This window comes from Flavobacterium sp. (genome assembly GCF_036515215.1).
Taxonomy (GTDB): domain Bacteria; phylum Bacteroidota; class Bacteroidia; order Flavobacteriales; family Flavobacteriaceae; genus Flavobacterium.
In genome coordinates this window covers 1-15,266 of the sequence record NZ_DATBVQ010000179.1, presented here as the reverse complement: position 1 = coordinate 15,266, position 15,266 = coordinate 1, and the positions used below count along the sequence as shown (strand labels likewise).

Below are 15,266 nucleotides of genomic sequence, written 5' to 3'. Positions count from 1 at the left end.
GGAAAATGAAAAGGCAAGCTGGACTATTTGTACCGAATGTCAAGGACGCGGCAAAAAAAGTCGAGGGCTCAAAAAAAAATCGCGACTGCGTTACGAGACGGAATTAGATCAATTTGAAAAATCGAAAGGCAAAGGCACAGCTCCAGTTCCTCCCAAAGGGCACCTTCACAGCTGCACAAACTGCAATGGCTCAGGCTTAGTTCCTTCCGCCAGTCCGCCTGTGGCCGATAAAGAAAACTATCCACACGTTGCCATCATCGGCGGTGGTATTGGAGGAGTGGCTCTAGCTGTGGCTTGTTTGCACCGCGGAGTCCCTTTTACCCTTTATGAGCGCGATAACAACTTTGATTCTCGATCGCAGGGCTATGGACTGACATTACAGCAAGCCAGTAAAGCAATCGAGGGATTAGGTCTTTTCTCGTTAGAAAAAGGCGTGGTTTCAACAAGCCATCTGGTTCATACTACAGAAGGAAAAGTGATCGGTGAATGGGGCATCAGAAACAGGATGCAGCCAGATGCAAAAAACGCTTCCAAACGCACAAATGTGCATATCGCTCGCCAATCCTTGCGCTTGGCGCTGCTGGAACAACTCGGTGGACATGATGCGGTACGGTGGGGACACCAGTTAGTTGGTTTTAGCGAAACCGAGGCTGAAGGAGTTGATCTGAGCTTTGAAGTGGACGGCGAGATTCGGCCCGCCAAGGCGGATCTCATGGTTGGAGCCGACGGTATTCGCAGTGCAGTCCGTAGGTTGCTGATTGGCGACGATAGTTCCCCTTTACGTTACCTTGGGTGTATTGTGATATTGGGAATTTGTCCTTTGGAGGCTATCGAAGATCTGAATAGTTCTTTGCTGGACTCGGCGACTGTATTCCAAACCGCCAATGGAAACGAACGGATTTACATCATGCCTTATGCTTCAGATTCGGTGATGTGGCAACTTAGTTTTCCAATGCCAGAAAAAGAGGCCAAGGCATTAAGTGCGCAAGGAACTAAAGTACTCAAGGAGGAAGCCTGTCGCAGAACGCAGTGGCATGACCCCATTCCTTCCATTTTAGCGGCGACCCAGGAAGCCCAAATTTCAGGCTATCCCGTGTATGATCGGGAATTACTCGAGTCAGAATTTTTGGCGAAAGCAGGGCAAGTTACTCTGATCGGTGATGCGGCTCACCCCATGAGTCCATTCAAAGGACAGGGTGCAAATCAAGCGCTATTGGATGCGCTAGCATTGGCACGGGGAATCTCAAGAGGATGCAGACCGTTGTCTCAATGGCGGGAAGTTGGAATCAGAAAAAGTGTGTTAACCGAGTTTGAATCAGAAATGTTAAAACGGAGTGCTTCAAAAGTGAAAGATTCGGCCGCTGCCGCAGAGTTCCTACATTCCGAAATTGTGCTCCATGAGGGTGATGAACCTAGAGGACGCTGTCTGAACAAAAAAGGCAAATAGCAAGGAAGTGTCCCCACCATATGGCTGGGCATATACCATGCCCTGAATAGAACCCACCAAAAGAAAAGTTTGCGCTCGAAGAGTATCTTGTGGGTGGTTCCACGTCAGGATTTTCCAAAAAACATAAAGCTGAACTGGACTATTAAAACTCTAGAACGAAAACTTTGTCAGTTATGGCAAAAGACCGGGCGTTAAAAATTATATTCCTAAATTATTTTCAAGCGATTAAATTGTAAGGGAATAACTTCAAATTTTTTATCAAAATACATCGCTGTCCCCATCATCAAATGGGCAAGCTCTTATGCATCCCCCATTTGTTTATGGAGCGAAATTTGCGCTTTTATAGCCCTGATTGACAACTTCGCACACCACATAAAATGGATTCGATTTATTCGGATCCATTTTTTTGTTTCTAAAGAATTTGTTTCACTACTTTTACGGCGTATAATCCGACACCTATAGTTGTGCCAAAAATAGCAATCCCATGTCAGCAGTAAAAAAAGACTACAAAAGAGTTACTACAAAGTCATTAATTGAAATGAAAAACAATGGAGAAAAAATCTCCATGCTTACAGCTTATGATTTTACCATGGCGAAAATTGTCGATACAGCCGGTATTGACGTTATCCTTGTAGGAGACTCAGCTTCAAACGTGATGGCGGGACATGAGACTACTTTGCCCATTACTTTAGACCAAATGATCTATCATGCCTCCTCTGTTGTTCGCGCGATAGAAAGAGCATTGGTTGTGGTGGATTTACCTTTTGGAAGTTATCAGTCGGACCCTAAAGAAGCATTGCGTTCAGCCATCAGAATTATGAAGGAAAGTGGCGGACATGCTGTAAAACTTGAAGGCGGAAAAGAAATCAAGGAATCAATAAAAAAAATATTAAATGCCGGAATTCCCGTAATGGGGCATTTGGGTCTTACCCCGCAATCCATCTATAAATTCGGAACCTATACCGTACGTGCCAAAGAAGACGAAGAGGCAGATAAATTGATGGAAGATGCAAAATTGTTGGAAAAACTGGGTTGTTTCGCGTTGGTTTTGGAAAAAATACCTGCGCATTTGGCTGAAAAAGTGGCCAAAAGTATTTCGATCCCAGTGATCGGGATTGGTGCCGGTGGCGGGGTTGACGGTCAGGTTCTTGTGATCCACGACATGTTGGGAATGAACAATGAATTTAGCCCAAGATTTTTACGCAGATATATGAACCTATATGAAGGAATGACATCGGCTATAAGCCAGTATGTTGCCGATGTGAAATCGAGCGATTTCCCTAATGAGAAAGAGCAGTATTAATCGGTCATTAAGGTTAAATTAGCAAACAAGCTTGTATATTTACCTCAAATTAAATACGTTATACCAGAAATACCTTGTACTATTATTGTCATTCTCTATTACAATGAAGAAAAAGGTATTTCATTTACAGAATATTGCACTTTTCTTGATAATTCCGTGAAGCGACGATCTGCTTCGTTAATGATGGTTCAACAGATAATACCCTTGCCGTTCTTAATTCAATAAGAGAAACGCATCCCGGCCAAGTTCATATTTTGTCCCTGACATGGAACCGTTGGTTTTAACGAAAGCAATTATAAAACCTCTATTTTTGTATCAAAATAAAAGAGCAGCATCAAGTAATGAAAGAGATATCTAATAAGACCAACCTTCAAGTATTGCACGAGGACAACCATATCATTGTTGTGAACAAACGCGTGGGTGATATTGTGCAAGGAGACAAGACTGGAGACAAGCCTTTGTCAGAGGTCGTAAAAGAATACATCAAAGACAAGTACAACAAACCGGGAGAAGTTTTCCTTGGCGTTGTTCACCGTTTGGACAGGCCCACTACCGGAATTGTAGTTTTTGCCAGAACCAGCAAGGCACTGACGCGACTAAATGAATTGTTTAAGAACAGGGAAACCCAAAAAACATATTGGGCCATAGTAAAAAACAAACCCGCAAAATCTGAGGATAAATTGGTCCATTTCATCAAAAGAAATGAAAAAAACAATACCTCAAAAGCACATATCAAAGAAGTTCCGGACAGTAAATTGGCGAGTTTGGACTACACCATTTTCAAGGAATTGAACAACTATTTTGCTCTGGAAATCAATTTGCATACGGGAAGACACCACCAAATTCGGGCACAACTTTCCGCCATTGGTTCACCCATAAAGGGCGATTTGAAGTATGGTTTCGACAGAAGCAACCCCGATGGGGGGATTCACTTGCATGCCAGAAAATTAGTGTTCGTTCATCCTGTCTCCAAAGAAACAATATCCGTGACTGCGCCGGTACCGAATGAAGTTATTTGGAATGCATTGTGATTTTATTTAAAGAAAAAATCATAATTAAAATTTAAAAATTAACTTGCATAAGAATTAATGAGCTAATTTTAAAATGAATTATAAAACAAATATTGATTACCGGAAAGAAACATTAACAAAACTTCTAAACAACGTTATTATTCACGAAAGTGAGATCGTTCAGGCATTATACGATGATTTCAAAAAGCCTGCTTTTGAAGCGGTTCTCACAGAAACCAGTTATGTCATTTCGGAACTGAAAGATACCATCAAGAATATAGAGAGATGGGCAAAACCAAAAAAGGTTTTCCCATCGATTCTTAATTTCCCTTCAACTGACTACCTCTACAAGGAACCTTACGGCAAGGTATTAATAATTGCCCCCTGGAACTACCCCTATCAATTGGCTCTTTGCCCATTGGTTTCGGCGGTGGCAGCTGGAAATCAAGTAGTTCTCAAACCCTCTGAATTAACACCAAAAACCTCTGCAATAATTGCGAAAATTATAGCGAGCACCTTCAACGTCAATCACGTGGAGGTCATCGAAGGTGGCGCGGAAACGTCGCAAAATTTACTTTCACAACGCTGGGACTATATTTTCTTTACCGGAAGTGTGGCTGTTGGAAAGATCGTTGCGAAAGCGGCAGCTATAAACCTGACTCCGATAACACTTGAACTTGGTGGAAAAAACCCATGCATTGTCGACGAAACCGCCAATTTAAAACTGGCGGCCAAACGAATTGTCTGGGGAAAATTTATGAATGCGGGACAAACCTGCATCGCGCCTGATTATATCTTGATACAAAAAGATGTGAAGAACAAGTTTGTTACCCATTTGAAGGACGAGATAACAGCGGCTTATGGCCCAAAACCGGAAGAATCCACCGATTTTGCAAGAATTGTAAACAGTAGAAACTGGAGTCGATTAGTGAGCATGATAGAACCTGAAAAAGTGATTTTTGGCGGTCAAACGGATAGCGAAAATTGCTATATTTCACCAACCTTGATTGACGAGTCTAACCTTGACAGTCTTATCATGAAGGGCGAAATATTTGGACCCTTACTGCCGATACTTACTTATGATAGCGAAGCCGATCTACACGTAATCATTTCCAAATATGAAAAACCACTATCCTTATACGTTTTCACCAAAAACAATTCATTCGCAAAAAAAATAATTGAGACCTATTCTTTTGGCGGAGGATGCATCAATGACACGCTAGTCCATTTCTCCAATAAAAGGTTGCCTTTTGGCGGCGTAGGCCATAGCGGAATTGGGGCTTATCATGGACGTTTGAGTTTTGACGTTTTTTCGCATAGCAAAGGAATCGTCAAAAAAGCAAATTGGCTTGATCTGACAATGAGATATGCTCCCTATAAAGATAAACTGACAACTATAAAAAAATTACTGAAATGGATGTAACTCCTGAAAAATCGGTGAGCGAAGCCATACATTACAGGCGCTCCGTACGTGTTTTTAAGAACCAACCGCTTGACGATTCAAAGGTTAAGGAATGCATCCATTTGGCTTCCCTTGCCCCTACCAGCAGCAACATGCAACTATGGGAATTTTACCATGTCACTTCAACTGGAGTGCTAGCTCAACTCAGTGAATCTTGCTTTAATCAAAGCGCCGCAAAAACGGCCCAGCAAATGGTGGTCGTAGTGGCCAGAAAAGATTTGTGGAAAAAAAGGGTGCAGTCAAACATCGATTTTTTAAAGTCCCAATATGGAGATAAGCCAGATGCTGAATATACCAAACGTGAAAAATTCGCACTGAATTATTATCAAAAAATAGTCCCCACTCTATACTTTGATTTTGCAGGGATACTTGGGGCGCTAAAATATGTGTCTTTCCAAGCTATTGGAATATTCAGGCCCATTTATAGGGAGGCGAGACGAAGTGACATGCGCATCGTGGCCCAAAAAAGTGCCGCACTCGCTGCCGAAAATTTCATGATCAGCATGGCAGCCATAAATTATGACACCTGCCCGATGGAAGGTTTTGACTCTTTGCGTGTAAAAAAGATATTAAAGCTCCCCACTTCATCCGAAATCAACATGATTATAGCTTGCGGAGTTCGAGATGAAGGAGGAATTTACGGCGCTCGTTTTAGGGTGCCATTTGAAAAAGTTTATTTTAAACTTTAAACCGTGACCAAATAATTAATTATAACCAACAAAAAATGAATTCACAAAAAAACAGAATTGAAGAAATAAAAGCCCATGGATACCAGTTGGATTTCGCCAATGTTTTCAATCTTGCATTCGAAAATTACAAAAAAATAGCCCTTTACGCAGGTTCCATGATTTTGGTTTTCTCCGTTATCATTTTTGCGATTATTGCCTCAGCTATAATTTTCTTTTTTGGAATCGCCACATTGACGACCATGTTGAATCCTGAAAATTTAAAAACGGAAACGGTGTCTGAGAATTTCATGTTAATTTACATGGCAGGCGCAATTTTATTCTCCTGTCTAATAAGTCCATTCCCTGCCGGTTTGATTAAAATGGCTTATTGTGCGGAAAGAGATGAGGAGTTCCACATTTCTAACATTTTTGAATACTATAAAGCTCCCTATTTTAAAGAACTGTTTATTGCTACACTTCTAATTTCAGGGTTTAGTTCGGGAATCGCTGCCGCATTAGATTATTCTGGAATCCAACTGGTTGGTTCCTTAATTACCCTATCAATATCATTTTTTACCATATTGACCATCCCTCTTATTATTTTTGGCAATCTAAAAGCTGTCGACGCTATCACTTCCAGTTTTGCTATTGTTTTAAAACAGCCCTTGGTTCTCCTTGGTCTTATGATTGTTACAACTATAGCTTCTTTGGTAGGTTTCATAGGTTGTTGCATAGGAATATTTTTCACGCTTCCGTTCTTTTATTCGATGTATTATGCGATATACAGCGAGATTGTAGGTTTTGACGATGCCGATTTTAACACCTAATATATATTTAAAAAAAATAAGTGATTTAATATAAACTGGAGTCGGATTTTACTGTCTGATTCCAGTTTTATTGTAAAATAAACGTTAAATTGTCCCAAAATTAAAATGAAAAAGACAAAAATAAATGCCAATATTCCACCAATTTTTTCTTTCGATTATCGCTGATAAAATTAGCTGCAGCTTTACTAATTTATTAGCGATTAAATCCAGCTATCATCAGTTATATACGGTTCAAAATATAATTAATTATAAGCTCGTGTGGATTATGACCCCCTTGCTTTTTATTTTATTGGTATGGCTGTTTTTAAGCCTTTCAAAAATAAAGAACAAATTAGACAATCAGGTTTTAGGATCAAAAAACAACGAGTATTTTAGGAATAAAGAATACCAAACTTATCTGCTTTTCTTTGGGATCCTAACCCCAATAACAGAGCTTTCGTATGAAATATTCAATGTAAGACCTAAAAGTCTTTTGGCCAATAATGTATCAATAGGTTTGTTTTTATTGACAATTTATTTTCTCAGTACAAAATCCTCATGGTTTTTTAAAAATATCAGACATCTATTTATAGTCACATACTTAGTATATTTTGTTAATGTTTGTTACAATTTGGTCAATTTATCGGGCGATATTATTCCTACTGTTGCGGTAACCGTGATTTTCTTCTTTTCATATACCGTCATGAAACCGATAAAACTGTATTGGCTATTTATGGCTTTTACATTTGGCCTAATTGTTTTTGCTTTCGCATTGGACCTTGTACCCATAAAAACACTTGTAATTCTATCCAATTATTTCGTTCTCATTTTTATAATTAATTACATCCGCCATATTACTGCGTTGAACATTGAAAATAAGTTCCGTTTTACTAATGAGATTGTCAACAGCGGAAATTCACTAGTTATGGCCACAAACAGAAAAGGTGAAGTACAGTTTTGTGGCGAAACCATAACATCCATTTTAGGTTATACCGTGGATGAAGTAATGGGGATGGGATTCTGGAATTTAACGGAAGACCCCGAATTCATTGGAGAAGAATTTCATAATAATCCCATTACCGAAAGGACATTTACCCGTAAATTGAAATGTAAAAATGGTGAATACAAAGATATAAAATGGAATGACAAAAGATTTTCGGATGATTTAATTATTGGTATTGGTCAAGATGTCACTAATGAAATTAAAACCCAAAAATCCTACGAAAACCTTGTTGAATCCGCGACCGACATTATTTTTGAATTGGACAAATATGGTCAATATCTATTTATAAACAAAAACTCTGAAAAGTTGATCGGTTACAATATGCAAGAGTTACTTAACATCAATTTTAACGACATAATCAGATTGGATTATGCGGAAAATGTGCAGAATTTTTATTTAAAATCCACTTGGGAGATGAATAGTTTTCCGCTGCTGGAATTTCCAATTATCAAAAAAAATGGTGAGGAGATATGGATCTCACAAAAAGTATCCATTAATAGGGATGAGCAAGGAAAAATTAAGGGATATTCCATTATTGCGCGAGACATTACTTTTGTTAAAAATATCGAAAGCGAAAGAACCGAGAGACAAGGAAAAATAGTCAAATATAACGAAGCCTTAAGAGCCTTGACTATAAAAAGCTATTCGAATAATGAAGATTTTGAAAGCATCTTAAAAAACATACTCGAAATCACGACCAAAACGGTAGATGTCACCAGGACTAGCTATTGGGAGTGTTTTCCTGAGGAAATTAGGTGTGTTAATTTGTATGAAGTCAACACGGGACAATTTCAGAAGGGATTTGTATTGACCAAGGAGCAATACCCAGTCTATTTTTCAAATATCCAAGAAAAAACCCAAATCGTGGCTTCGGACATCTATACCGCTGAAGCCACCAAAGAACTTTGCAACGTTTATGGCCCCGCGAACAAAATACGATCCCTTTTGGATACGCCAGTATTTATAAATGGTAAACTCAAGGGGATCATTTGCATTGAAGCTGCAGACAAGATCAAAATGTGGAATCATGAGGACATCAATTTTGCCCGATCCGTCTCCGATTTAATTGCTATGGCTATCGAATTTAAAATGAGATTGCAAACTGAAAAAACGCTAGCTTACAAAAGTGAATTGCTGTCTGCAATGGCTCTGTGCACCGAGAAATTCTTGAACAGCAAGGATATCGATGCCATTTTCACTGAAGTACTTGTGATTATGGGAAATGCGACAAAATCAAATCGGGCCTACTATTACGAAAATGATCCAAGTAGCAAATCGATAAGCCAAAAATACCGCTGGATCTTTAATAACACTAATTTAACGGACAATAATCCTAAACTTCAAAACTTACCTTACGCATATTTTGAGGAACTTATAACACCTCTTTTAGATAACAAGATCTATCAAGCCACCGTTTCCAAAATTGAGAATGCCTCCTTAAGAAACAAACTGCTGGCTGTAGACGTGGTTTCACTGATCCTTTTCCCTGTTTTTATAAAGGGCAAATTTCACGGTTTTCTTGGATTCGACAATACGGACAAAGAAAGAATTTGGTCAGATGACGAAGTGAAAATTCTGCAAACTTTAGCGCGCAATATTGGCTCATCGATTGACAGTATTTCTAATGAGACAGCCATCTTTGAAAGCGAGGAAAAATTCAGATTATTGGCCAATAATATTCCCGGGACAGTCTATTTATCGGAGAATGACAAGGACCATACTAAATTGTACCTTAATGACGAAATCGAAAAATTGACCGGATATGAAAAAGCTGAATTTTTAGAAAAACGAATCGTTTATACCGATTTAATACATCCTGAAGACGCCACAAAAACAATTCTGGAATCTACAGAAAGTCTGTCCAAATTTGAGCCTTTTCATTTAACCTACAGGATCATAAATAAAAATGGAGACATAGTATGGGTGGAAGAGTTTGGTGATGCGGTTATAAAAAACGGTAAAATCATCTATATTGAAGGTATAATGCTTGATATTACCAAAAGGAAAGAGGCCGAAGAGGCAATAAAGGGGCGTGAATATGCTGAGGCTGCCAACAAAGCGAAGTCGGAGTTTTTAGCTAATATGAGTCATGAAATCAGGACACCGCTTAACGGCATTATTGGTTTTACTGATCTATTGATGAAAACCGAACTAGGGGAAATTCAACAAAAACATATGATTACCGTAAATCAATCTGCGAATTCATTGTTAGGAATTGTAAATGACATTCTTGATTTTTCGAAAATTGAAGCCGGAAAACTTGATTTGCATATTGAAAAACATCACGTTAAGGAATTGATGGATCAAATCATGGATTTAATTTTCTATGAATCCAATCAAAAAAAATTACGTCTGGAGCTAAACATTGCCACAAATATACCTGCCTATTTTTGGGTAGATATTATTCGTCTTAAACAAATTTTAATAAATCTGTTGGCAAATGCAGTAAAATTTACCGACAATGGATTTGTAAAATTAGACGTTTCTCTTGTTGCAGAAAATAATAAGTCCACAGACACAATTCGTTTTGCAGTCATTGATTCGGGTATCGGAATAATGGAAAAAAATAAGGAGAAAATTTTTAAAGCTTTCTCTCAAGAAGATGGTTCCACAACCAAAAAATTCGGTGGAACAGGGCTTGGTCTGACGATTTCCAATAAATTATTGGCATTAATGGGTAGTCATTTAAATCTTAGCAGCGAACTGGGCGTTGGAAGTTCCTTTTATTTTGACTTGGACTTAAAAACCAGCAATGACTCAACAAAACCGCTAAAAGTGGTAAGCAACCCGGATTATGCCAGCAATGATATTATTCTGAAAACAAATTCCAAATTTAAAAATTTAAAGATAATGCTGGTCGAGGATAATAAAATCAATATGTTATTACTAAAAACCATCATCAAAAACATTATTCCGGAGGCACACATATTTGAAATCCCGAATGGTCTTGAAGCAACCTTAGAATTTGAAACTTTGAATCCTCACATAATTTTCATGGACATTCAAATGCCTTTGATGAACGGATATCAGGCTACGAAAGTGATTCGAAATCTCAAATTAGGCAAAAACATTCCTATAATAGCGGTAACCGCAGGAGCCGAAAAAGAAGAAAAAGAAAAATGTATTAGAACTGGAATGAACGATTATATCTCAAAACCCATCGCAAAAGGAATTATCGAAGAAGCACTTATCAAATGGGTTATCTAATTTGTTAAATTAAGATGCTTACATAAAATATTTAATTAAATTTGGAGAACGATCTAAGGTAAATACCAATAAAAAAATAGATGTTATGAAATGGTTAGGAAGAAGACAAAGTGATAATGTCGAGGATAGAAGAGGAATGTCGGGTGGAGGAAAATCGATTGTCGGAGGAGGAATAATAGGGATAATAATCCTATTGATAAATGTATTTGGCGGTGAGAATGCCCAAATGCTTACGCCAGTTTTAGAACAAATGAATCAAGGGCAAAGTGCGCCTACAGAACAGAGAGACCTTACGGCTAAAGAGCTCGAAGAGCAAGCCTTCGTCAAAACGATTCTTGCGGATAATGAAGATGTGTGGACTAAAATTTTCAATGAAAACAATTTGTCCTACAAAAAACCAAATATTGTACTGTTTATTGGTGGCGTAGAAACTAAATGTGGTAATGCAACGTCCGATTCAGGTCCCTTTTATTGTCCCGAAGATCAAAAAGTATATATGGATTTGGCTTTCTTTGAAGAACTGAAAACAAGGTTTGGTGCTCAAGGAGGTGATTTTGCCACTGCCTATGTAATCGCTCATGAAATTGGGCACCATGTGCAAACCTTATTGGGAACTTCCGGCAAAATGAGACAAATGCAACAAGGCAGAAGTAAAGCCGAAGCCAATAAATTATCAGTCGCGTTGGAATTGCAGGCTGACTTTTATGCCGGTGTTTGGACTCACCACAACCAGCAAATGAATAATATCCTTGAGGATGGCGATATTGATGAAGCTTTGAGTGCAGCACATGCTGTAGGTGATGATGCAATTCAATCAAAAATGCAGGGGCGTATCGTTCCTGAATCATTTACACACGGAACATCGGAACAACGCAAATATTGGTTTATGAAGGGATATAAAACCGGTGACATCAAACAAGGGAACACTTTTGATGAAATAAGATAACAAGCGACAAGTTCTTCCGATTTTGAACCAACGCGAAACCGTGGCTTTAGACCGCCATTAGAGCTCTTTTCCGTGTGCCCGATAAATGACATTCTCTTTGTTTCGTTGCGGATTAAATCGAAATCTTGTATTTATATTTAAACAAAGTTTAGGTATCAAAACCAGATAGGAAAAATTAGCAGTACCTTCGCGCCAAAATAAAGAAGTAACCAGCAAACAAATGGAACACTTCAAAATCGTAATTTATGTCATTCAACTCATTAGGCTTATCTGATGCTTTATTAAAAGCCGTCAGCAAAAAAGGATATACTACACCTTCTCCAATTCAACAAAAAGCAATTCCACCTATCTTAGAAGGTAAAGATATACTGGCATCCGCGCAAACGGGAACTGGAAAAACAGCTGGTTTCACGCTACCGATACTACAGATACTATCGGAAGGGAAACACTTAAGCCACAGACCTATTCGCGCCTTAATATTAACTCCAACAAGGGAATTGGCGGCTCAAATACTCGCTAATATAAAAGAATACGGTGAATTTTTGGATTTACGCAGCACGGTAATTTTTGGAGGCGTAAACCAAAAACCTCAAGTTGCCCAATTGCGTCAAGGTATCGATATTTTGGTAGCAACTCCAGGGCGATTGATCGATTTGCAAAATCAAGGTTTAATCTCACTTTCAAAAGTGGAAATTTTGGTTTTGGATGAAGCGGATCGCATGCTCGACATGGGTTTTTTACGAGATATTGAGCGCATTTTGAAAGTATTGCCTTCAAAAAGGCAAAACTTGATGTTTTCGGCAACCTTTTCAAAAGACATTAAGAAATTGGCAATGGGTATTCTGCACAAACCAGTCCAGGTTGAAGCAACACCGGAAAACACAACGGTGGATGCTATTATTCAAAAAGTATATCCTTGTGCAAAAGAGAAAAAAACAGAATTGATCGTTAAACTTATTACCGAAGGAAACTGGCAACAAATATTGGTGTTTACACGTACCAAACAAGGTGCCAATAAACTTACAGAAAGCATGATTAGCGCCGGAATTAAAGCAGCGGCTATTCACGGTAATAAAGGGCAAGGTGCAAGAACTAAGGCCTTGGCCGGTTTTAAAAACGGAAGCCTAACCGCTTTAGTGGCTACAGATATTGCGGCACGTGGTTTGGATATCCCATTGTTACCGCATGTTGTCAACTTTGAATTGCCTAATATTCCCGAAGATTACGTACACCGTATAGGTAGAACAGGACGTGCTGGAGCGAGTGGAGAAGCCATTTCTTTGTTTAGTCCTGACGAAACCGTTTTTTTACGTGACATAGAAAAATTGGTTGGCTTGAAATTGCCTATCGAAAATATTGCAGGTTTTGAACCGGATCCTAAAGCGTCAACCCAACCTATCAAACAAGGGCAAGGCAGACAACAGCGCAATTCGACTCCAAGGAAACCAAAAACGGAAACGACAGCCAGAAGCAGCAATAACAGTTTTGGCCCTAGACGTCCTAGTCAAAATAGTGACAGACGTTAGAAATAAATTCTAGCAGAAATTATAAATACAAAAATCCTTTACCTTCCGTAAAGGATTTTTGTATTTTATACGTATTCCCATCTGAGAAAGCAACTTCAGCCCAACCAACCGTCGCGATCCAAGCTTCTATACTGGATGGCTTCTGCGATATGAGAGGAAACAACAGTTGGTGCGGCTTCCAGATCGGCGATAGTTCTGGCTACTTTCAAAATCCGGTCATAAGCTCGGGCGGAAAGGTTCAATCGTTCCATCGCTGTTTTCAACAATTGTTTAGAAACCTCGTCAAGAGCGCAATATTCCCTGATGTGCTTGGTGTTCATTTGCGCATTGTAGTGTATGTTTTCCATCTGCTCAAAACGTGTCGACTGTACTTCGCGTGCCGCAGTAACCCTTTTTCTTATGTCAACGCTGCATTCGGCTTTTCTGTCATCGGATAGTTTTTCGAAGGGAACCGGTGTAACCTCAATATGAATATCAATTCGATCCAACAAGGGGCCCGAAATTTTGCTCAAATAGCGTTGCATCTCATGCGGGGACGAAGTCTGCGGGGAATCCGGATCGTTAAAAAAACCGCTTGGACTGGGATTCATACTTGCGACAAGCATAAAAGACGACGGGTAGGTCACGGTAAACTTTGCCCTCGAAATGGTCACTTCCCTATCCTCCAACGGTTGACGCATGACTTCCAGAACATCACGCTTGAATTCCGGCAATTCGTCCAGAAACAAAACGCCATTATGTGCCATTGATATCTCCCCCGGCTGCGGGTAACTTCCACCACCAACAAGAGCGACATTCGAAATGGTATGATGTGGACTCCTAAAAGGGCGCTGATTCATCAATCCAACTTCTTTCAGCTTTCCGGCCACGCTATGGATTTTAGTGGTTTCCAATGCTTCCCTCAAAGTCATAGGGGGCAAAATGCTAGGCAATCGTTTGGCAAGCATCGTTTTTCCCGCTCCTGGAGGCCCGATGAGAATGATATTGTGTCCTCCGGCGGCGGCTATTTCCATGCATCTTTTTATTGACTCCTGGCCTTTCACATCAGAAAAATCGAACTCGGGAAAATCCAGATCTTTATAAAATTCGGCTCTGGTATCAATAGTTGTTGGCTCCAAATTTCCTTTTCCTTCCAGAAAATCAATCACGTCCTGTAGATTTTCAACACCATAGACATCCAATCCTGCCACTATTGCAGCTTCTTTCACATTTTGTTTTGGAAGAAAAAAACCTTTAAACCCTTCCTCTTTGGCCTTAATTGCAATGGGCAAGGCTCCACGTATGGGTTGCAAACTACCGTCCAGAGAAAGTTCTCCCATGATCATGTATTTTTCAAGGTCTTTGGCTTCTATTTGCTGTGAGGCCACCAGAATTCCAATTGTTAAAGTCAGGTCGTAGGCCGAGCCTTCTTTACGCAAATCGGCGGGTGCCATATTGATGGTTATCTTTTTACCGGGCATACTGTATCCATTATTCTTTAATGCTGCGGCAATCCTATAGCTGCTTTCTTTGATGGCATTATCGGGCAAACCCACTAAGTGGTAGCCAATTCCTTTATCGATGTTGACTTCAACGGTAATCGTTGTGGCTTCCACACCAAAGACGGCACTTCCAAAAACTTTAACTAACATCAGCGGTTATTTTTATTAAAAATAGGCAATTTTAACATACCAAACTATACAATAATTCAACCTAAAAAAAGAATGATACACAGTAACCAAAACAAGAGACTGATGGTTAAACAAGCTTTTTTTGACCAAGTCCCAATTACATGCGGCGGCCGTTTGGTTCGGTTTTACGATATAATTTCCTATATTTGCCGATATTTATTGGTTTTTGGGGTTTAAAAACGTTTTATTGTCAACAATTCACTTAACCCTTTCTACGA

At 39.3% G+C, this 15,266-nt stretch carries 11 protein-coding genes; 10 read left to right on the top strand and 1 reads right to left on the bottom strand.

Annotation, left to right across the window (positions count from 1 at the left end; all coding sequences use genetic code 11):
* The 10 genes from VIH09_RS12360 to VIH09_RS12320 all read left to right on the top strand — a co-directional run.
* A partial coding sequence (locus VIH09_RS12360) for an NAD(P)/FAD-dependent oxidoreductase (RefSeq protein WP_331581435.1) occupies positions 1-1,447 on the top strand: 1,447 nt, incomplete at its 5' end.
* Between the two features lie 484 nt (positions 1,448-1,931).
* On the top strand, positions 1,932-2,750 hold the full coding sequence (gene panB / locus VIH09_RS12355) for a 3-methyl-2-oxobutanoate hydroxymethyltransferase (protein ID WP_331581433.1): 819 nt from the start codon (positions 1,932-1,934) through the stop codon (positions 2,748-2,750).
* Between the two features lie 167 nt (positions 2,751-2,917).
* A complete protein-coding gene (locus tag VIH09_RS13630) occupies positions 2,918-3,034 on the top strand; it encodes a glycosyltransferase (protein WP_414656160.1) in 117 nt (38 codons plus the stop codon).
* A gap of 57 nt (positions 3,035-3,091) precedes the next feature.
* Positions 3,092-3,781: an RNA pseudouridine synthase gene (locus VIH09_RS12350; protein WP_331581431.1), complete on the top strand. Its 690-nt coding sequence runs from the start codon at positions 3,092-3,094 to the stop codon at positions 3,779-3,781.
* 73 nt (positions 3,782-3,854) lie between these two features.
* Complete coding sequence (locus tag VIH09_RS12345; protein WP_331581429.1) at positions 3,855-5,183, top strand: aldehyde dehydrogenase; 1,329 nt, start codon at positions 3,855-3,857, stop codon at positions 5,181-5,183.
* On the top strand, positions 5,174-5,911 hold the full coding sequence (locus VIH09_RS12340; RefSeq protein WP_331581427.1) for a nitroreductase family protein: 738 nt from the start codon (positions 5,174-5,176) through the stop codon (positions 5,909-5,911). The genes VIH09_RS12345 and VIH09_RS12340 overlap by 10 nt, the downstream gene beginning before the upstream one ends.
* Positions 5,912-5,946: 35 nt before the next feature.
* Entirely contained in the window at positions 5,947-6,717 is a 771-nt protein-coding gene (locus VIH09_RS12335; protein ID WP_331581425.1) for a hypothetical protein, read from the top strand.
* A gap of 610 nt (positions 6,718-7,327) precedes the next feature.
* On the top strand, positions 7,328-10,906 hold the full coding sequence (locus VIH09_RS12330) for a PAS domain S-box protein (RefSeq protein ID WP_331581423.1): 3,579 nt from the start codon (positions 7,328-7,330) through the stop codon (positions 10,904-10,906).
* Between the two features lie 85 nt (positions 10,907-10,991).
* A complete protein-coding gene (gene ypfJ, locus VIH09_RS12325; RefSeq protein WP_331581421.1) occupies positions 10,992-11,852 on the top strand; it encodes a KPN_02809 family neutral zinc metallopeptidase in 861 nt (286 codons plus the stop codon).
* A 245-nt stretch (positions 11,853-12,097) separates the two neighbouring features.
* A complete protein-coding gene (locus tag VIH09_RS12320) occupies positions 12,098-13,378 on the top strand; it encodes a DEAD/DEAH box helicase (protein ID WP_331581419.1) in 1,281 nt (426 codons plus the stop codon).
* A 95-nt stretch (positions 13,379-13,473) separates the two neighbouring features.
* Here the strand turns inward: VIH09_RS12320 and VIH09_RS12315 are convergent, their stop codons facing one another.
* A complete protein-coding gene (locus tag VIH09_RS12315; RefSeq protein WP_331581417.1) occupies positions 13,474-15,009 on the bottom strand; it encodes a YifB family Mg chelatase-like AAA ATPase in 1,536 nt (511 codons plus the stop codon).
* Between the last annotated feature and the right edge of the window lie 257 nt (positions 15,010-15,266).

Bases quoted from the DNA above. Each gene is read 5' to 3' on its own strand.
- VIH09_RS12315 (WP_331581417.1), bottom strand. From the start codon at position 15,009: ATGTTAGTTAAAGTTTTTGGAAGTGCCGTCTTTGGTGTGGAAGCCACA.
- VIH09_RS12350 (WP_331581431.1), top strand. From the start codon at position 3,092: ATGAAAGAGATATCTAATAAGACCAACCTTCAAGTATTGCACGAGGAC.
- ypfJ (WP_331581421.1), top strand. From the start codon at position 10,992: ATGAAATGGTTAGGAAGAAGACAAAGTGATAATGTCGAGGATAGAAGA.
- VIH09_RS12335 (WP_331581425.1), top strand. From the start codon at position 5,947: ATGAATTCACAAAAAAACAGAATTGAAGAAATAAAAGCCCATGGATAC.
- VIH09_RS12345 (WP_331581429.1), top strand. From the start codon at position 3,855: ATGAATTATAAAACAAATATTGATTACCGGAAAGAAACATTAACAAAA.
- panB (WP_331581433.1), top strand. From the start codon at position 1,932: ATGTCAGCAGTAAAAAAAGACTACAAAAGAGTTACTACAAAGTCATTA.
- VIH09_RS12340 (WP_331581427.1), top strand. From the start codon at position 5,174: ATGGATGTAACTCCTGAAAAATCGGTGAGCGAAGCCATACATTACAGG.
- VIH09_RS12320 (WP_331581419.1), top strand. From the start codon at position 12,098: ATGTCATTCAACTCATTAGGCTTATCTGATGCTTTATTAAAAGCCGTC.